At 43.2% G+C, this 18,665-nt stretch carries 16 protein-coding genes and 1 tRNA gene; 13 read left to right on the forward strand and 4 right to left on the reverse strand.

The window, feature by feature from the left end:
- Positions 1-178 precede the first annotated feature (178 nt).
- From F9K33_13715 to F9K33_13740, 6 genes are read left to right on the forward strand one after another with little or no spacing between them, the layout of a single operon-like run.
- Entirely contained in the window at positions 179-1,315 is a 1,137-nt protein-coding gene (locus F9K33_13715; GenBank protein KAB2878302.1) for an FAD-dependent oxidoreductase, read from the forward strand.
- 1 nt (position 1,316) lies between these two features.
- Positions 1,317-1,820: a DUF4149 domain-containing protein gene (locus F9K33_13720; GenBank protein KAB2878303.1), complete on the forward strand. Its 504-nt coding sequence runs from the start codon at positions 1,317-1,319 to the stop codon at positions 1,818-1,820.
- Positions 1,817-2,716 (forward strand): squalene synthase HpnC, encoded by a 900-nt coding sequence (hpnC, locus tag F9K33_13725; GenBank protein ID KAB2878304.1) that lies wholly within the window; start codon positions 1,817-1,819, stop codon positions 2,714-2,716. The genes F9K33_13720 and hpnC overlap by 4 nt, the downstream gene beginning before the upstream one ends.
- 4 nt (positions 2,717-2,720) lie before the next feature.
- Positions 2,721-3,572 (forward strand): phytoene/squalene synthase family protein, encoded by an 852-nt coding sequence (locus F9K33_13730; protein KAB2878305.1) that lies wholly within the window; start codon positions 2,721-2,723, stop codon positions 3,570-3,572.
- The gene (locus F9K33_13735) at positions 3,572-4,897 is read left to right on the forward strand and encodes an FAD-dependent oxidoreductase (protein KAB2878306.1); all 1,326 of its coding nucleotides are present in this window, start codon (positions 3,572-3,574) and stop codon (positions 4,895-4,897) included. The genes F9K33_13730 and F9K33_13735 overlap by 1 nt, the downstream gene beginning before the upstream one ends.
- 7 nt (positions 4,898-4,904) lie before the next feature.
- Positions 4,905-5,363 (forward strand): redoxin domain-containing protein, encoded by a 459-nt coding sequence (locus F9K33_13740; GenBank protein KAB2878307.1) that lies wholly within the window; start codon positions 4,905-4,907, stop codon positions 5,361-5,363.
- Here F9K33_13740 and F9K33_13745 read toward each other — a convergent pair.
- Both F9K33_13745 and F9K33_13750 read right to left on the reverse strand, forming a co-directional pair.
- A complete protein-coding gene (locus F9K33_13745; protein KAB2878317.1) occupies positions 5,358-5,870 on the reverse strand; it encodes a methylated-DNA--[protein]-cysteine S-methyltransferase in 513 nt (170 codons plus the stop codon). The genes F9K33_13740 and F9K33_13745 overlap by 6 nt on opposite strands.
- Before the next feature lie 14 nt (positions 5,871-5,884).
- Positions 5,885-7,996 carry a glycosyltransferase family 1 protein gene (locus F9K33_13750; protein KAB2878308.1) on the reverse strand — a complete coding sequence of 704 codons (2,112 nt, stop codon included), beginning with the start codon at positions 7,994-7,996 and terminating at the stop codon, positions 5,885-5,887.
- A gap of 132 nt (positions 7,997-8,128) precedes the next feature.
- Here F9K33_13750 and F9K33_13755 point away from each other — a divergent pair.
- Positions 8,129-8,215: transfer RNA gene (locus F9K33_13755), tRNA-Ser, on the forward strand.
- A 167-nt stretch (positions 8,216-8,382) separates the two neighbouring features.
- On the opposite strand, the gene F9K33_13760 is transcribed toward F9K33_13755, so the two are convergent.
- Complete coding sequence (locus F9K33_13760) at positions 8,383-8,778, reverse strand: hypothetical protein (GenBank protein KAB2878309.1); 396 nt, start codon at positions 8,776-8,778, stop codon at positions 8,383-8,385.
- A gap of 134 nt (positions 8,779-8,912) precedes the next feature.
- Between F9K33_13760 and F9K33_13765 the strand changes: the two genes are divergently transcribed.
- From F9K33_13765 to F9K33_13775, 3 genes are read left to right on the forward strand one after another with little or no spacing between them, the layout of a single operon-like run.
- The gene (locus F9K33_13765; protein ID KAB2878310.1) at positions 8,913-11,063 is read left to right on the forward strand and encodes a protein kinase; all 2,151 of its coding nucleotides are present in this window, start codon (positions 8,913-8,915) and stop codon (positions 11,061-11,063) included.
- A gap of 25 nt (positions 11,064-11,088) precedes the next feature.
- Complete coding sequence (locus F9K33_13770) at positions 11,089-12,402, forward strand: DUF58 domain-containing protein (protein KAB2878311.1); 1,314 nt, start codon at positions 11,089-11,091, stop codon at positions 12,400-12,402.
- A gap of 28 nt (positions 12,403-12,430) precedes the next feature.
- Positions 12,431-13,834: a sodium:solute symporter family protein gene (locus F9K33_13775; protein KAB2878312.1), complete on the forward strand. Its 1,404-nt coding sequence runs from the start codon at positions 12,431-12,433 to the stop codon at positions 13,832-13,834.
- Here F9K33_13775 and F9K33_13780 read toward each other — a convergent pair.
- A complete protein-coding gene (locus tag F9K33_13780) occupies positions 13,810-15,222 on the reverse strand; it encodes a deoxyribodipyrimidine photo-lyase (GenBank protein KAB2878313.1) in 1,413 nt (470 codons plus the stop codon). The genes F9K33_13775 and F9K33_13780 overlap by 25 nt on opposite strands.
- A gap of 116 nt (positions 15,223-15,338) precedes the next feature.
- Here F9K33_13780 and F9K33_13785 point away from each other — a divergent pair, with 116 nt between their 5' ends.
- The 3 genes from F9K33_13785 to F9K33_13795 form a co-directional block, all read left to right on the forward strand.
- Positions 15,339-17,168 (forward strand): UbiD family decarboxylase, encoded by a 1,830-nt coding sequence (locus tag F9K33_13785; GenBank protein ID KAB2878314.1) that lies wholly within the window; start codon positions 15,339-15,341, stop codon positions 17,166-17,168.
- Between the two features lie 269 nt (positions 17,169-17,437).
- A complete protein-coding gene (locus tag F9K33_13790; protein ID KAB2878315.1) occupies positions 17,438-18,226 on the forward strand; it encodes a TIGR00282 family metallophosphoesterase in 789 nt (262 codons plus the stop codon).
- A 167-nt stretch (positions 18,227-18,393) separates the two neighbouring features.
- Positions 18,394-18,665: bifunctional 5,10-methylene-tetrahydrofolate dehydrogenase/5,10-methylene-tetrahydrofolate cyclohydrolase (locus F9K33_13795; GenBank protein ID KAB2878316.1), on the forward strand; the 272-nt coding region annotated here is incomplete at its 3' end.

Below are 18,665 nucleotides of genomic sequence, written 5' to 3' on the forward strand. Positions count from 1 at the left end.
AAAAAAATATATGGGAATTGTTCAATATTATCAAGTAATTAATTATGATGAACGGACAAGAATACCCTAAGATTGCGGCCATTCGTTCATTTAATTAGTTTAGCCGTACGGCGTTACTGTGCTTGATTTTATATACACGTATGGATATATTGCCGTGTTTATTTTAGAGGAGTTATAAGTGAAAAGTTATGATGTTGTAATTATCGGCGCCGGTATAATGGGACTGTCGATCGGTTATGAATTACGATTACGAAATCAAAAGCTGAGAATAGCCGTTGTGGAAAAAGGGACAGCGGGCAAAGAAGCTTCCTGGGCGTCAGTAGGAATGTTGGAACCACAGTTGATCATCACGCAGGATTCTTTAAATGAGGAAAATGGAATTCAGCGTTCATTTCTAAACTTATGTATCGAAAGTCAATTCATATTCGAAGAATATATACGCCGCGTTGAATGGGTTAGCAAAGTTAACTGTGAATACCGAAAAGAAGGAATTCTGAAATTAATTCCGCCTGATGAAAATGCGGATGAAAAGATAACTTGGCTCGCTCGGATCGGGATTCGCGGGCACTATTGGGACCAGGACGAAATAGAAAAAAACGAACCGGCATTGGCGGAGGGTTTTTCAGCCATTCATTTACCTGGCAATCATCAGGTTGAGAATCGGAAACTTGTTAAAGCGTTGATTTATGCATGCAAGCAGACGAACGTTGAGATTATAGAAAACTGCCCCATTGCCGATTTCAATATAGTGAACGATGCCATAGCTGACATTAGCGGCTTGGCGGAAAAATATACAGCAGCGCATTATATTTTGACCGCCGGCGCTTGGAGTTCACAGTTTCCCGGTTTGCACGGCATCATACCCGATATTCGGCCGATGCGCGGGCAGATTTTTTCTATGCAAATGCCCAACGAGAAGTTCGTTCGCCATGCGGGAAGCCTCAATGACTTCTATTATGTTCCGCGTAATGACGGACGCATCCTGATCGGTTCTACGGTTGAAGATGTGGGTTTCAATAAATCCGTGTCAAAAGACGTTACGGACGAGTTCTTAAAGAAGTTGGAAACGATATTCCCGAACTCCATTTATTTTAAGGCAATCGAATCGTGGGCCGGATTAAGGCCGGTCAGCCAGGATAGGTTTCCGATACTGGGAGAAACCGCGTTAAGTAACCTTTTCGTCGCATCCGGACATTTCAGGAACGGTATTCTCTTGATGCCGATTACTGCAAGGCTAGTGGCAGATGTGATTTTGGATCAGAAAGTCTCGCCGTTGATCCAGCCGTTTTCGACAGCGCGCTTTTTCAGGGATTAGCATGATGAACATAAATCGATATTCTTTACTTCAGTGGATTGCGTTGCTGGCCTGCGGCATTTGGATTGGAATACTAATATTCCTGGGATCGGTTGTTGCGCCTTCCATTTTCAAATTCATGGATTCAAAAACACAAGCCGGAGTTTTGAATGGGATCATTTTACACAAAATGAATATTATGGAAGGTATTTGTTCCATCGTTTTACTTCTATCATCCTTGTTTTTTCTATTTTACCGCAAGAGCTTGCTTCAATGGATTCGCATGTTCGCGTCCCTTTTGTTATTTGCCAACCTTGGCGGGTATAGTATGATCATTGCTCCGCGTATGGATCAGCTGAAAGTTACCATTCAAAATTTTGATACTCCAAAAGATCAGGATACCCGGCCTGAAAGAGAAGCATTTGATCGTCTGCATTCGGCGTATTCGTCATTGGTTACGGTAAATGTAGTCGTATTGCTGACTTTGTTCTTTCTGATCTCAACCGCAAAGCCGGACGAAGAATGATCGCAGGAAAAGCGGCGGCACAAACCAGCGCTTTTTCGGGAAGCGTCAACAATGCATACGATTACTGCCGTCAGATTGCAAGGAATCACTATGAAAATTTTCCCATTGCGTCTTTTTTTATTCCGGGAAACAAAAGGAAACATTTTTATGCGGCGTATGCATTTATGCGAACGGCGGACGATTTTGCCGATAATGAGGCGCTGGATATTAATCAACGACTTCAATTATTGCTGCAATGGCAGTCTAAACTCGATGCGTGTTATAAGGGGGCTGCAGAGGAACCCATTTTTATTGCGCTGCGAGAAACCGTTAAGGCGTGCGGAATTCCAAAAGATTATTTTGACCATTTGTTAAATGCATTTAAAGTGGATCTTTTTAAGAATATTTATCAAAATTTTGATGAACTTCTTGAATATTGCAGTTTTTCGGCAAATCCGGTTGGACGCATTGTTCTGTGCATTCTTGGATACAACGGCCACCCTGAGAAGGAGTCGTTCTATTCCGCGACGGACTCCATTTGCACAGCGCTGCAACTGACGAATCACTGGCAGGACGTATTTGTTGATCTCAAAAAAAACAGATGTTATTTACCTCAAGATGAGATGGCACAATTTGGTTATTCAATTCAGGATATAGCGAATAAGAAAATTAACACGCAGTTTGAAAATCTAATGGCATTTCAAGTACAACGCGCACGGGATTTTTTTTTAAAAGGGAAAGCAGTGCTGTCTGCTCTAAACAGGCCGGAACGATACGAAATCACTTTGATATGGCTGGGAGGAATGCGTATACTTGAGAAATTGGAAAAGAATAATTATGATGTTCATAATAGGCGGCCTGAAGTTGGAGTGTTCGACGCCGTTCGGATTTTATATCGCATGATAACGTTTAAGTAAGAACATGTATAACCTGTTTAACCCATCTATATCCGACTACGTGCGCCAATCCGGCAGCAGCTTCTATTTCCCCATGCTCGTTTTCCCAAAAGATAAACGGGATGCGATCATGACCGTTTACGCGTTTTGCCGTTACACAGACGATATGGTTGATACTGAAAATGGCAATCATAATCCGTTTGAATTTCTGGATCATTGGAAAACGGAACTGCAAACCGCGATTACCGGTAAGTCACAGCTTAATTTTTTGAATAGGCTTGTTTACATTGCGCGCAGATTCTCAATACCTCTAGAACTGTTTTTTGAGTTAATTCGCGGCGTAGAGATGGATCTAACAAAAAACCGTTACAAAACTTTTGATGAGTTGTATGAATACTGCTATCGCGTAGCGTCTACGGTCGGATTGATGACCGTCAGCATTTTAGGGGAGAAGAATTCACGGATTGAATCCTACGCAGTTAATACGGGTATTGCCGTCCAGTTAACCAATATCATTCGCGATGTCGCTTCAGATATTAAAAAAAACCGTATTTATATACCGAAACAGGAATTAGAAAAATTTGGATGCACCGAAGATGACCTGCTAAGCGGAAACAATCAGTCTTCTTTTGTGAGGCTCATGCGGGAACAGTGCATACGCGCGCGCCGCTATTATATGAAGGCCGATGAGGATTATGCAGCAGAACGATCTTATATATTATTTCCTGCAAGAGCCATGCAGAACATTTATCACTCACTTCTGGTAAAAACAGAACGAAACCTGGAAAATCTTTCTTCAAAAAAAATTTCTCTATCGATTCCTCAAAAGGCCTCAATTGTTTTCAAGACATGGTGGAATGAAAGACAGTTTGCGTAATGACCCATTCCGGTAAAACAGTCATCGTGATCGGGGGAGGTTTGGCCGGTCTTGCAACGGCAACTCTCTTATCGGATCGTGGATTTCAGGTGACTTTGATCGAACAAAAACACCGCCTGGGCGGCAGAACATTTTCTTTTCAAGACCGCACTACGTCCGATGTCGTCGATAACGGCCAACATATCCTCATGGGCTGTTATCATTATACGCTTCGTTGGTTAAAATTCCTCGGGCAAGCTCAACCTACCCAAACGGGTAGGTTGATTCATATTCCATTTGCAGCGCCGCATAAAAAGCTGAGTTCCTTAATTATTCCGGTTCTGCCTATGCCGATGCATCTGCTCGTTGGGATTTTGCGATTTAAAAATCTGTCGTTTTGGGAACGTTTACTGCTCATCAAAGCGGGGCTGAAATTACCGTTTCAGCATATTCCGGAAACCATTTCGGTTGACGATTGGCTTAAGGATTTGGGGCAAAATGAAAATCTGAAAACATATTTCTGGAACCCCGTTTGTTTGGCCGTAATGAATGAATCGTTGCAGAACGCTTCGGCTAAATTGTTTGCAACGGCTCTAAAACACATGTTTCTCGTTAAAGGCGATTACTCCAGAATTATTATACCAAAAACGGGTTTGTCTGAGTTATTTGTAATACCATCGGAAGTGTTGATTAGACAGAACGGTGGAATTGTATTATTAGATCGGGAGGTTGATAAAATACAACTGGCGAATGATCAAATAACGGGAATTACGCTAAATAACAAGAATCTGTTACAGGCCGATGTTTATGTTTCAGCAGTACCGCAATCCGGTTTTTTTAATATTATTGATAAGGACATCCGGGATAAGCACTTTCAAGCAATGGCTGTTTTACGAACTTCTCCGATCATTTCTATATATGTTTGGTTAACCGGTATTCAAACAGATCAGTTATTTCATGGATCTTTTATCGGGTGTATTCATACCAAGATACAGTGGATTTTCAAGAAATCGGACAGTTTGCTTGAAATAACGATCAGCGGAGCCGTCGATATGATTAACCGGCAACGCGAAGAAATTTTCGAATTGATTGTTGGGGAATTGGAAATACTGTTTGCAGATTTTAAAGGCTCCATGGTGCGTCATTTCCTAGTGATTAAGGAGCGGAACGCAACTTTTTCTCAGCCACCGGATTCGGGATATCATCGGCCTTCGTGTAGGACGCCAATCAAGAATTTTTATATAGCGGGCGATTGGACGGATACGGGACTGCCTGCAACCATCGAAGGCGCCGTTAAAAGCGCATATACTGCGGTAGATCACGTTTGCGCAGAATACCTGCGGTAAGGGGATTATGCTAAAAAAAAACGACCGCATTACTGAATTAGAGTTTCAGGATTCCGAGGGCATAAACTACCGTTTAGAAAAATTTCACGGTCGAAAGGCTGTTGCATTATTTTTTTATCCGATGGATTTCACCAGGATCTGTACTGCGCAGGTGTGTTATTTTCGGGAACGATATGAAGAGATTTGCAAACTTGGGGGTGAATTATTCGGCGTTAGTCTTGATGATAGCGTAACGCACAATAGCTTCATCAGTAAACATCAATTACCGTTTCCATTAATTTATGACCATAGAAAAAAACTTGGAAAACAATTTGGGGTTCTGCGGCTCGGCGGAATATTACGAAATAAAAGGGCAACATTTGTTTTGTCGCCTGCCGGAATCATACTTGATGTTATACACAATGAATTTAATGCGGAAGTTCATGCGGATCGATTCATTGAGATTCTAGAATCGATGAATTTATAGCAGATTAAGTTCGCCTCTCTCCAGTTCAATGAGGAGTTTTTTTTTATCTATCCCGCCGCCGTAACCCACCAAGCTTCCATTTTTTCCAATCACACGATGGCAGGGCACTATGATCGCAACGGGGTTGTTATGATTTGCTCCGCCCACCGCGCGAACGGACTTTGGATTATTGATCTTTTTGGCAATATCACCGTAACTGCAGACATGCCCGTAAGGAATTTTCTGTAGCTGTTCCCATATCTTGATTTCAAATTCAGAGCCGCGCAAATCCAAAGGAACCGTAAAGTTCTTACGTTTTCCTGAAAAATATTCCTGCAATTCCTTTTCCGCTTGCTCGATTACGTCATTTGTGCCTTCAACCCATTCGGCGTCAAAGACTTTTCGAATCTTGCCGGACATTTCTTTATAACGTTCAGGCAGATAAAATTCGAGGAAACAGATCTTATCGGCAATGGAACCTAAGACCATATCGCCAAGCGGCGACTTAATTATTTTGTATATAATCAGGTTTGCCACAACGCTTACTTCTTATAAATCCTTGTCGCATAGTCAGCAACCATACGATCGGTATTAAATTTCGGGATCAACGTTTGCATGGCTTTGCGTATTTTCATAATCCACAAACGCGGGATATTAGCGGCGTCTCGATTATAGAAAGTGGGAATGACTTCATTTAATAATACGTTATAAAGATTTACCTCGTCTACACGATCCTGTTCTTGCTCACTGTCAGGATGTTCATCTTTGCCGATTGCAAAACCGTTGGTGCTGTCATATCCCTCGCGCCACCAGCCGTCCAGGATGCCGAGATTCAAGCCGCCGTGAATAGCAATCTTTTGCCCGCTGGTTCCGCTTGCTTCTAATGGCCGGCGCGGCGTATTGAGCCATATATCGCAGCCTGAAATAAGAAATCGCGCGACATTAATATCGTAGTTTTCTATAAATGCGACTTTGCCGAATAATTGCGGATGTTTGCTTAATTCAACGACACGTTTGATCAGCGCTTTTCCGTTGTCATCTTTCGGATGGGCCTTGCCGGCAAAGATAATTTGAAGTGGACGGTCTTCGTTATTGAACATGGAAAGAGATTTTTCGATGTTCGCAAAGATCAGCGGCGCGCGTTTGTAGGTTGCGAATCGTCTTGAAAAACCTATGGTCAATGCATCGGGCGATAAAAATGTGTCAAACAGTTTAACGCCGTTTCCGCCGGCCCGCCGCTGCTGCTCTTTCAGTCTCATGCGCGTGAATTCTATGAGCAGGCGGCGTAAATTGTATCTCAAAGCCCAGATTTCTTCGTCCGGAATAAAATTCGGATCGGATACCTTGTGCCAAAAGTCGCCTTGCATAATATGATATTCCCAGTCCTCTCCCAGGAACTTGTGCCAGAATTTACGCGTAGGATAATTCATCCAGCCAAGGATATGGACGCCATTGGTAATATGCGTGATAGGTACTTGTTCAACCGGTTTGTCAGGAAACAGGCCTTGCCACATTTTGCGTGTGACATCGCTGTGTAAGGCGCTGACGGCGTTAGTTGATCGCGACATTTTCAAAGCGAATACGGTCATGCAAAATGTTTCTTTGTCGTCGTACGGATTGACACGTCCGTATTCCATAATCTTGTCAATGGAAATTCCAAGAGTCGCGCTGTAATTGGACAAAGTAAAAAGCATGAGATCTTTTGTAAATCGGTCGTGTCCGGCCGGAACAGGCGTATGGGTCGTAAAAACACAATGTTCTTTGACCCAGGAAAACGCTTCCTCAATGGTTTTTCCTTCGAGAAGTTTTTCGCGCGCCAATTCAAGCCCCAAGAATGCGCTGTGCCCCTCATTCATGTGGTATACCGACGGTTCAACGCCGATTGTGTTTAAGAGACGCACTCCTCCAATGCCCATCGCTATTTCTTGACAAATGCGCGTCGTGATGTCGCCGCCATAGGTTCGTGCCGTGAGTTCGCGGTAATGCTCTTCGTTATCAGGATGATTGCTATCAAGTAAATACAGTTTAATTCGCCCGATGTTCAGTTTCCAAACATAAAGTTTTACGATGCTGTGGCCTATCTCGACGAATGTGACTACCGGCTTTCCCGCCTTATCACGAAGCAATGTAATAGGCAGGTTGTGTGGGTCATTCGTAACATACGTCTCATGTTGCCATCCGTCAACAGCCAGGGTCTGGTGGAAATAACCCTGCCTGTAAAATAAGCCGATTCCAACCATCGGTATACCGAGATCGCTCGCCGATTTGATATGATCGCCGGAGAGAACGCCGAGGCCGCCGGAATAGATCGGCAGGCTCTCATGTAACGCAAATTCAGGACTGAAGTAGGCGATGGGATGTTGCTGAAATTCCGCCATATTCACGCTGCCCCAGGTCTTTTCGCGGTGCATGTATTGATGAAAATCATCAAGCATTTCTTTCACGCTCTCACCGAATGTGGATTCACGGAGCCGAGCCTGCAGTTCTGCCGGCGAAATTGAATTTAATACGGCAACGGCATTATGGTTTGTTTCCTCCCAAACCATCGTGGCCAGTTCTTTAAAGATCAATTGAGCGCTTTGATTCCACGTCCACCAAAGATTATGCGCGACCTCTTTTAGTCCGTCGATCTGTGATTCAATAATTGGATTCATTTCGTATATTGTTGTTGGTAAGTATTTGTGAATTGTAGAAAAGTAAGGAATTTATTTTTCATTTCAAAAAATAATTGCTTAAAAGGCAATATTTTGTTATGCTTGCACCTGTTTTGATGCATTGAGACAATTGGAGAGGTGTCCGAGTGGTTGAAGGAGCCGGTCTCGAAAACCGGTATGCCTGTAAGGGTATCGTGGGTTCGAATCCCACCCTCTCCGCTAAACTACGCCCGCCTAATCAACGGACTTCGTTTAGTTGGCCACCATAATTTCTCCGGAAATATAAAAAGCTGATTCAAATGAATCAGCTTTTTGCATTATTGAAATATTTTTAGAGATTGCATTTCAAACCTGTCCCCACTTTGTTCAGTTAATACTCATCGTAATCAAGCGAGGGCGCATGAAACAGTGACGCTATGAGTGTGACCTGATGCAGAGCTGGTCTTGACAATTTGTTGGTTGGCAGCGAGATTTGCGAAATCGGCTGCAGTGATAGTAACAAAATGAGTGTGACCGGCACTGCCGGTTATGTCGTATGTTTCCTCGACCGCAGCAGCGACAGCAGCCTTCGATACGGTAAGTTGATGGCCATGGTTGCCGCCAATGGCTACATTAGTACCTGCATTTAAACAGTCCGGTTGTGGTGTCGGCCCGCCACCATTGTCCCCTCCGTCAGATTCGTTCTTACTTTCAGAACATGCTATGACCCATTTGCTGATACTCAACGTGGTGAATAGCACAATGAATAATTTAAAAAAATCGAAGCGTGAGATCTTTTTCATAGGCTTTTCCTAAATTTGGTGGACGTTTAAATATTAATGAGAGGAATGATATTATAACTAAAAAAATGTATGTATATTTCAATAAATTGTGTATAATTATTCATAGCAACCCGTCATTTTAAGCGCATTCGAAAATGAATCAGCAACCCAACATAGAAAAGCTGGGCCGTTATAAAATTCTGGGCATTCTTGGCCAGGGTGCAATGGGCATTGTGTATAAGGCGATCGACGAGCGCATAGAGCGTGTGGTGGCTATTAAGACTCTGCAGGCCGGGACCGACCTGCCGGAAGACCGAATAGCTGAATTCCGGGAAAGATTCTTTCATGAAGCGCAGTACGCCGGAAAACTCAATCACCCTGCGATTGTCACTATTTTTGACGTAGAAGAAGTAGACGGAATATCGTATATCGCAATGGAATATGTTGACGGCAAAACCCTCGAACATGTTATAGATAATGAGTCGGAACTTCCCGTCAGCAGGATGATTGAGATCATGATTGAAATTTGTGACGGATTGAGTTACGCACATAAAAACGGAGTAGTTCACCGCGATATAAAGCCCAGTAACATTATTCTTACAAACGACGGGCATGCAAAAATCACAGATTTTGGTATAGCTAAAGTTAGCACATCGAACAACACGGTTGTCGGAACAATATTAGGCACGCCGGGATACATGTCGCCGGAACAGATCACGGGAAAGTCAGTTGATCATCGAACCGATATATTCTCGCTTGGCGCAGTGTTTTATGAGTTTCTTACGCAACACAAGGCGTTTCCGGGCACAAATTTGACGGAAATTCTTTATCGCGTGATGAATGAAAACCCGCCTCCCGTGAGCGTAGTTAATCCAATGGTTCCGCCGGTTTTCGACAACATTATTTCCCGCGCATTAAGGCGCAATGCGGAAGAGCGGTACCGAAGCGTCGATTTTTTTGAACAGGACATTCAGCGGGTGGAGTTAACGCTAACCATGACCGGATCCAGAGGTATGAGCGCTCTCTCAGATGACACGGCAAAAATGGCGTTACCTTCATTATTCAATAAAATTGGAATTTCGCTGGATTACAAAAAGCTTACTATGGGGCTTTCGGTGTATTCCGGAATGCTGACTTTTATTCTCTTTTTCATGCTGATATTTGGAAGTCATACCAATCGAATCGCCGATACATTGACCGCACAGAAACCGGCCTCATTAGAAGTGGCGCTTAATGTGCCCGATGCCGTGGTAAGTATTGACGGGCTGGTTATTCAAACAAAGAAAAATAGTATCAAGATCGACAGCGTTGGTGTGGGAGAACACAGATTAGTAGTGAAACGCGATTTTTATGAGAAGTACGAAACGGCATTGGTTTTTGCGACCGGTGAGTCGAAAAAAGTTGACGTCAACCTGAAACTCTCTCCGGTTGAAATTCCGCCCGGAGTGGATACGTCGTTTATTACGATTACATCGAATCCAAAGATGGCAAAAGTTGAAACCAGCACTGGGTTATTTATAGGCTATACGCCGATTGAAAAATTCCCATTTCCTGGAGGCAACTATACGCTGTTGTTTTCTAAAGAGGATTACTCATCAAAGACCCGCAACGTTGTATTTCGCAGATATCGAAATTATCCGGTTGAAATGACTCTGGATAAATTACGAGGATTTGTTTCATTGGAAAGGGTCTACCCGGAGGATGCCGGCCTTATATGGAATGGGAAGAAATTACAAAAAAATCTTAGAACCAATCGATTCAGCGTCGAAGTTGGCGATCAGACTGTGACTATCAGCGCAGATGGATACGAAGACGTTACGAAACAATTGGTTCTTAAGTTTGACGAAACTATCGAACTGGGTGATTCGTTGAAAGCTACGTACGGCTCTTTACTTGTGCAGTCGAATCCTAGTGGAGCGGATATTTTTATTGACGATTCGGAGAAGTCAGTAGGTAAGTCGCCGGTTCAACTCGATCTTTTGTTAGCAAGCACGCACAGGATCAGTGCGGCTTATAAGAATGAAAAAAGAAACAAAACAATAAAAGTAGAAAAAAATGATACTATTACAACCACGATCGTATTTTCAAATCCAAACGGTTTTCTCGAATTAAATTCTGATCCGCCGGGAGCTTACATTTACATCAACACCGCTTTACGCAGGGGTGTTACGACACCCCAAACGATTGAAATTCAGCCCGGATTTCATAAAATACGTCTCACGCATCCTAAATTCAGTAAGTTCTACGAATTGACGGTGCGCGTTAGGCCTGAGAATTCAACAAAAATCGAACATAAATTCGAATAACGTTTTTCCGCCATCCGTCATATTCATGACCTTTACACCGCGAACCATTTTCCTGCTAATTTTTTTTTCTCTTTTGACCGTCAGCGGATTCGCAATAGATGAATTATTATATATTGGGATTGTTGCGGCGTTGCTACTGTTCGCGGCCATTTGTTTTGAGTTTTGGTTTATGCCAAATCAAGACCAAATTATTGTATGGAGAAAAGTTGCTTCAAAGTTAGCGCTGGGAGTTGAAAACAGCGTAAAAATTTATGTTGAGAACCGTTCCGTATCAGAACTAAAAATGATGATTCATGACGAGCCGCCGGATGAGTTCGCTATGCGTAGCGTAAATTTTGAAGCGACTTTACGTCCGCGTGAAATCAGATCTTTCTATTATGAAATTCATCCAAATCATCGCGGCGATTTCGTATTTCATAATGTGAATCTTTCTTGCTACGGCATTCTATTTGGCCTTATTCAGAAGCGCTACATTTTTTCATTATTGATGCCGGTTAAGGTCTATCCAAATTTTAAAGCCATCAAGAAATTTGAATTGACCGCACTGAGAGGAAAATGGATGCAGTCCGGCACGCGTCCTGTACGACAATTCGGGCAAGGAACTGAATATGAAAGTTTGCGTGAATATTCTCCGGACGACGAATACCGTAATATTAATTGGAACGCTTCAGCGCGAATGGCCAAGTTGATCACAACGCAATATCAGGTTGAACGTAGCCAGAATGTAATGATCTTGATTGACGCGGGTAGATTGATGGGTGGAGTTTCAATGGGGTTGTCAAAATTAGATCATGCAATCAATGCCGCTCTTGTTCTATCCGATATAGCCATCAAAAAAAACGACAATGTTGGAATACTTGTCTTTTCAAAAACTGTCCAATCTTTTCTTGCCCCTAAAAAGACCCGTACACAACTTTCGTTTATCGCGGAACGTCTGTATAACGTAAAAAGCGAACTTGTAGAATCAGACTATGCAAGCGCGTTTGAATACCTGCGTCAAAAACATAAGAGGCGTTCATTGATCGTGATGTTTACCGAGTTTTTGGATCGTTATTCATCTCAGATATTGATCCACAATGTTTCTGTTATGTACCCAAAACATCTGCCGCTATGCGTACTAATGAAGGACCATTCTCTGAATATGATTGTAAATCAAGCGATCGAGTCAAAAGATGATGTATATCAAAAAGCCGCCGCCGCAGAGCTTTTGGAAGAAAGAGAGCAGGCCATTGCATTCGTTCGTTCTCATGGCGCGATAGTACTGGACGTTCTTCCTGAAAATCTGTCATCCGAAGTAATAAACAAATATATTGAAATAAAGAATAAGAATAGACTGTGAGGCGTACGGTTTCATATTGGGGTGCTGCATGATCATGTGGGTTGTTTTTATCTGTTATGTTTCAGCGATGATTTATCTCGGATTCCGGAGCCGGCATACAGAGAAAGGCGATGATTACTGGACTGCAGCGCGGGACTTGGGGGGATGGTCGGCAGGATTCTCATTGTCTGCCGGATTTATGTCTATTTCGTGGTCCTGTGTGTACGCCATTCAGATTTTTTACTGGTACGGCTTATCAGGCTTTCTTCTCATGACGCTTCCGTGGATGGCGGCGTTAACCGGCATATATTTTTTAGCAACAAGATTTCGCGATCTTCCCGCATTCAGCCAGACTGAAATGGTGCGCATCCGATTTGGCAAGAGGTCGGCCATTATGGTGAGTTTGACGCAGGTCATTGTCTTCTTAATATGGGGAGGCGCTGAAATTTACGTTGCCGCGAATCTTCTGGAATCGTCGCTAGGGATAGACAAGTTTTGGATCATGGTGCTGATTACGCTGACGATAGCGATTTACTCTACCTGGGGCGGGTTTTCAGCGGTAGTCAAAACGGATAAACTGCAGTTTGTTTTTGTTGCGTCTTATCTTTTTGCTGTAGCTTGGATGGCTATGTTGCAGTTGCCGGAACTAGATACCGGGAACCTGATTCCCGCAAGGGCGCAGGATCCTTTTTTTGATGGCGCATTAATGCCGCTTATTATTATTACGGCGTTTGCTTATTTGCCCGGGTGGCTGAGTGAAGCCGACCTTTGGCTTAGAATTCAAGCAGCGCGAAACGTCAAAGAAGCCCGCAAAGCGGCATTGATCGGTTTGTTCAATTCGTTTTTGTTCGTCGGCGTTATTCCCGCTGTAATTGCCATGGCCGCTTTGACTTTGTTTCCGGTCAACGATGCCGCATCAACGGGTGTGATAGGAAATGAAGGGGAGAAAATTATTTCTGCGATCGTGCTGCCCTTTAACAATCCTTGGATGGAAATTTTTCTTGGGATTGGCTTGTTGTGTGCATCAATGAGCACTATAGACACCTGCACAAATATCGTCAGTCTTAACGTAGGCAGGGATATTCTACAGACGAAGAAACTCAGTATGTCGAAGGGTGTCAATGTCGCTGTAATGGGCGCGGCATTCCTCATCTCTATCAACGTGAATTCATTATGGGATATTTTCTATTTGTCATCAGGATTACTGAGCACTGTCGTAGCGCTTCCTGTTTTGGCGACCTTAAACAAAAGAATACCTGGCGAAGCTGTCTTTTATTCCAGCATTGTGGGTTTTGCATGCACGGTATTTTTTTATTTTAACTCCTCGTTTGGATGGATACCATTGTCCATGAATGTTGTCTTGAGGGATACCGGCATTGAATATGTTGTATATGGGATCATCGGCGCAGGCGTTGGTTTTGCTGCAGGTTACTTTTTACGATCGGAAAGATAATTATACATTTCCAGGCATATTTTTCTTTCTATTGCGAGGTCGATGATCGGCTCGGTGTAATTATTCAATACCGTTTTTTGGCGATACGCGAAGGGCTCGTGAATTATTTTATCGTCGTACTCATCCAATTCAGGGAGCCAGCGTTTGATATAAGAACCCTGCGCGTCAAATTTCCTGCTTTGGGTCAACGGATTAAATATCCTAAAATACGGCGCCGCGTCAACCCCTGTTCCTGCAGCCCACTGCCAGTTTCCGTTATTGCTTGATAATTCAAAATCCAAAAGCCGTTGGGCAAAATATTTTTCTCCCCACCGCCAGTCTATATGCAGATGTTTGACGAGGAACGACGCGGTAATCATACGCAGTCGGTTGTGCATGAAGCCCGTTTCATTTAACTGACGCATACCCGCATCGACAATGGGAAACCCTGTTTTACCATCGCACCAAGCGCCAAACCAGTCTCTTCTGTTTTGCCAATGCATACCGTCGTAGGCGCTATTAAAAGGTTGAGACACCACATGCGGGAAATGAAAAAGAATCATCATGAAAAATTCCCGCCAAATGAGTTCTGACAAGAAAGATTGAGCTCCTTTAGAATCATCGTCCTTCAATTTGCCGACCACGTCTCGTATGGACAGGTTTCCAAAACGCAAATAGGGCGAAAGATGTGAAGTTTTATCAATTCCAGGCAAGTTGCGATTCTCAAAGTAGTCTTTAATTTGCGTCTTGAAAAATGTTCCCCAATGGTTCTTACCGACGCTTTCGCCTCCTGGAATTATGTTTTTGACCTGTTTAAAACCGATTTGCGATAACGTCGTGACCGCTTCAAGTGAATGTGAGAGGGGCTTGATTTTTTCCCATGTTACTGCCGATGGTCGGAAGTAATCCGGAGGTAAGTTCTGCAATTCATCAAGCCATTTGTTCTTGTAAGCCGTGAAAACCTTATAGGGTGTCCCGTCATTCTTGATTATTTCCGATTTCTCAAATATGACCTGATCTTTTGAAGAATGGAAATTAATTCCACTGTCTTTGCAAATACTATGAATTTTTTTGTCACGATCTATTGCTTCAGGTTCATAGTCGTGATTAACATATAGGGCGTCGATCGTGGAATTTGAAAGAATGCGTGGAATTACTTGGTCAGGTTTACCAAAGAATATGTGAACCGGTCCTGCTTTTTTTTGCGCGAGTTGACGATTCATGTCCTCAAGAGATTCCCAGATGAACGACACTCTCCGGTCGTGTGGCGGAAGTGATTTCAGCATATCCTCATCGAATACAAAAACACAAGATACCTGATCGCTCTGCGTCAATGCGCTCGATAAAGCGGTATTGTTTGTGAATCTGAGATCACGCCGAAACCAAACTAAGGAATGTCTGTTATCCATTTACCAGCATACGCGGGAAAGTGAAAATTTTCAATAGGTGGATTAACGTATTTTATCTTTGTTTCTTTTTTAGTCTTTTTTGTTTATTTTGTCCACCGAAAATGTGAAAGGTGTGAATGCATTACCGTAGTTTAGAATCGTGTGTTACCGATCTTGAAAAAAAGGGTCAACTGATTCGTGTAAAAGAGGAGGTTGATCCGTGTTTGGAGATGGCTGAGATCCAAAGACGCGTTTATCAGGTTCAAGGTCCGGCGTTACTTTTTACTAATGTCAAAGGATCCCGATTTCGTTGTGTATCCAATTTATTCGGAACGATGGCGCGAACCAGATTTATTTTTCGTTCGTCGTTGGAAAGCGTTAAGAAGCTCGTCGAACTGAAAATCGATCCAACAATCGCGATGAAACATCCATTTCGCTATTGGTCTGTTCCGCTTACGGCTTTAAAAACAATACCTCAAAAACGGTTTCGATCACATTTTGAATCCTGCAAAATACAGGACTTGCCGCAAATTCAATCATGGCCTGATGACGGAGGAGCTTTTGTCACTTTGCCGCAGGTGTATACAGAACATCCTGATTTTCCTGGAACACGGCTGTCCAATCTCGGGATGTATCGAATTCAATTATCTGGAAATGAATACAAACCAAATGAAGAGATCGGGTTGCATTATCAGATTCACCGCAGTATCGGCGTGCATCATGCTGCGGCCATTCGGCGCGGAGAAAAATTAAAGGTCAGTATATTTATCGGAGGCCCGCCGGCATTGAGTGTAGCCGCAGTAATGCCGTTGCCGGAAGGGCTGTCTGAATTAATGTTTGCGGGCGTTCTGGGAGGCCGCAGGTTTAGATATTTTCGCGACCCGAAAGGGTTTTTGGTTGCGGCCGATGCAGACTTTTGTATAACGGGAACCATTGATCCCAATGAAACAAAGCCGGAAGGACCATTCGGAGATCACCTGGGATATTATAGTTTACGGCACGCTTTTCCGTTTCTGAAAGTGGAAAATGTATATCATAAGCCGAATGCAATTTGGGCATTCACCGTTGTCGGTCGTCCGCCACAGGAAGATACGTCCTTCGGAGATTTGATTCACGACATTACGGGCCCGATCATTCCGACAGTTATCCCGGGTCTGCATGCGGTGAATGCCGTCGATGCGGCCGGTGTTCATCCGCTGCTTCTTGCTATCGGAAGCGAACGTTATGTTCCGTTCGAAGAACGCCGTCCGCAGGAAATCCTGACCATCGCAAACGCCATTCTTGGACAGGGCCAATTATCGTTGGCTAAATATTTGTTCATCACTGCAAAAGAGGATAATCCTGAATTAGATATACATCATGTTGAGGAATTTTTTACGCATGTCTTGGAACGAGTAGATTGGAAGACTGATCTTCATTTTCAAACCCGTACCACGATGGATACTCTCGATTACACGGGAACGGCTGTTAATGAAGGTTCTAAATTGGTCATAGCAGCTGCAGGCAAAATACGACGAAAGCTTCCGGTCAAACTTCCGCCGGGATTCACATTGCCGGAAGGTTTTAAAGACCCGAAAGCGGTTATTCCGGGAGTTTTATCCGTAACCGCTAAACCTATCTCGAGTAAATCAGAAGGGGAAAGTGAACGGGAAAAATTTTGTGTGTATTGCTCAAAATCAGGAATATTCGACGGATTTCCTCTAATCGTATTATGTGATGATAGTAACTTTGCGGCTCAAAATCTGAATAATTTTCTTTGGGTAACTTTTACGCGTTCAAATCCGGCATCGGACGTGAGCGGAGCCGGTGCGTTTATAGAAGATAAACATTGGGGCTGTAACGGGCCGCTGGTGATCGACGCGCGCATCAAACCGCACCATGCACCGCCGCTCATCGAAGATCCGGAAATTACGCGGCGAGTGGATCAGTTTGGTTTGAAAGGCCGGAGCCTTCACGGAATTATTTAGAGGCCATAAATTGAAACTGCGATGAATAATCATTAGTTTATATGCTTATCGGGCTTGCTCACATACGTCATGGTGAGCCCTTCGGCGGGGCTCAGGACAAGCTTGTCGAACCATGACCAAGTTTAGTAAAATCAGTCTTCGACTTCGCTCAGACTGAAGTGTTCTCTTCCATTTGTGAGCCAGCCCGATAAGCACACTAGTTTATGTTGTTATCATTGAGATAGACAATTAATAGAATCAAATATTGTTTTAACAGAACGGAAATAGAAATGGAATTGAATTGCCTACATATTGCCGATATATTCGGCCAGACCGGAATGGAAATGGTGTCGAAAATTCTGCCAAATCTGATTAAAGAAAAAAAAATTGATTTTGTTATGGCCAACGGAGAGAATGCATTTGACGGCAAGGGTATTTCTGAAACTATGTGCCAACAATTATTCAATCTCGGCGTACATGTCATTACGAGCGGTAATCATATTTGGGATAAGAAAAAAACATTTTATTCGGAAAATCCGCTCATTCAGAAATACTTGCTACGCCCGTTCAATTACCCGGTTGGAAATGAGGGCCGGGGTTCTGCGATTTACCAGCTTAATAATGGCGTAAAGGTGGGCGTCTTAAATTTACAAGGCAGAACGTATATGCTTGATATCGACTGTCCGTTTCGCAGCGGAGAACGCGAGATCGAAAAAATGAAAAAAGAAACGGATGTAATTATTGTGGATTTTCATGCGGAAGCTACGGCTGAAAAGATGGCATTCAGTTATTATGTGGATGGCAAAGTCAGCGCGGTATTGGGAACACATACCCATGTTCAGACGGCTGATGAGCGAATTTTACCCGGCGGGACGGCATACATAACGGATGTCGGTATGACCGGTCCGCATGACGGTGTGATCGGAATGCATAAAGATGCGGCAATTAAGAAATTCATTTTGCAAACTTATTTTAAATTTGAACCGTCAACCGGCGACGCGAAATTCCATGGAGTGTTTTTAAAAATTGATACACAAACCGGGAAAGCAACTTATATTGAAAGAATTAAGATTGAATAGTCCGCACCGGAGCAGTAGATAAAATTGACGCCATCTGTTTTTGCCTCACTTGAAACTCTATGGTGACAAGTCAGATTTATTGATAAACTTTAAAGTTCAACTGCAGTAAAAATGGAAACTGAATCTTGGAGATCTACGGTGTTCTCCATGAAGAATAACAAACAGGAGTGAAAAAAGTGAGCGCATTTATTATTGATGGGAAAAAAATTGCAGAGGATATTAAAGCGGAAATTAAAATTGAAGTTGCGCATCTGAAGACGCAAAACATCGTGCCGAAGTTGGTTGCGGTGCTGGTTGGCGATAATCCTGCGTCCCAGGTGTATGTGCGCAACAAAGGCAAGACGTGCATGGAACTCGGTATGGATAATGAGACAATTACTATGCCCGCAGATACAAATGAAAAAGCGTTGCTGGAGCTGATTCATAAACTTAATAATGA

This window comes from bacterium (assembly GCA_008933615.1).
Lineage (GTDB): Bacteria > CLD3 > CLD3 > SB21 > SB21 > SB21.

Coding starts and splice junctions, on each gene's coding strand:
- F9K33_13770 (KAB2878311.1), top strand. CDS start 11,089: ATGACCTTTACACCGCGAACCATTTTCCTGCTAATTTTTTTTTCTCTT.
- F9K33_13735 (KAB2878306.1), top strand. CDS start 3,572: ATGACCCATTCCGGTAAAACAGTCATCGTGATCGGGGGAGGTTTGGCC.
- F9K33_13730 (KAB2878305.1), top strand. CDS start 2,721: ATGTATAACCTGTTTAACCCATCTATATCCGACTACGTGCGCCAATCC.
- F9K33_13785 (KAB2878314.1), top strand. CDS start 15,339: ATGCATTACCGTAGTTTAGAATCGTGTGTTACCGATCTTGAAAAAAAG.
- F9K33_13775 (KAB2878312.1), top strand. CDS start 12,431: ATGATCATGTGGGTTGTTTTTATCTGTTATGTTTCAGCGATGATTTAT.
- F9K33_13780 (KAB2878313.1), bottom strand. CDS start 15,222: ATGGATAACAGACATTCCTTAGTTTGGTTTCGGCGTGATCTCAGATTC.
- F9K33_13720 (KAB2878303.1), top strand. CDS start 1,317: ATGATGAACATAAATCGATATTCTTTACTTCAGTGGATTGCGTTGCTG.
- F9K33_13740 (KAB2878307.1), top strand. CDS start 4,905: ATGCTAAAAAAAAACGACCGCATTACTGAATTAGAGTTTCAGGATTCC.
- F9K33_13750 (KAB2878308.1), bottom strand. CDS start 7,996: ATGAATCCAATTATTGAATCACAGATCGACGGACTAAAAGAGGTCGCG.
- F9K33_13790 (KAB2878315.1), top strand. CDS start 17,438: ATGGAATTGAATTGCCTACATATTGCCGATATATTCGGCCAGACCGGA.
- F9K33_13760 (KAB2878309.1), bottom strand. CDS start 8,778: ATGAAAAAGATCTCACGCTTCGATTTTTTTAAATTATTCATTGTGCTA.
- hpnC (KAB2878304.1), top strand. CDS start 1,817: ATGATCGCAGGAAAAGCGGCGGCACAAACCAGCGCTTTTTCGGGAAGC.
- F9K33_13765 (KAB2878310.1), top strand. CDS start 8,913: ATGAATCAGCAACCCAACATAGAAAAGCTGGGCCGTTATAAAATTCTG.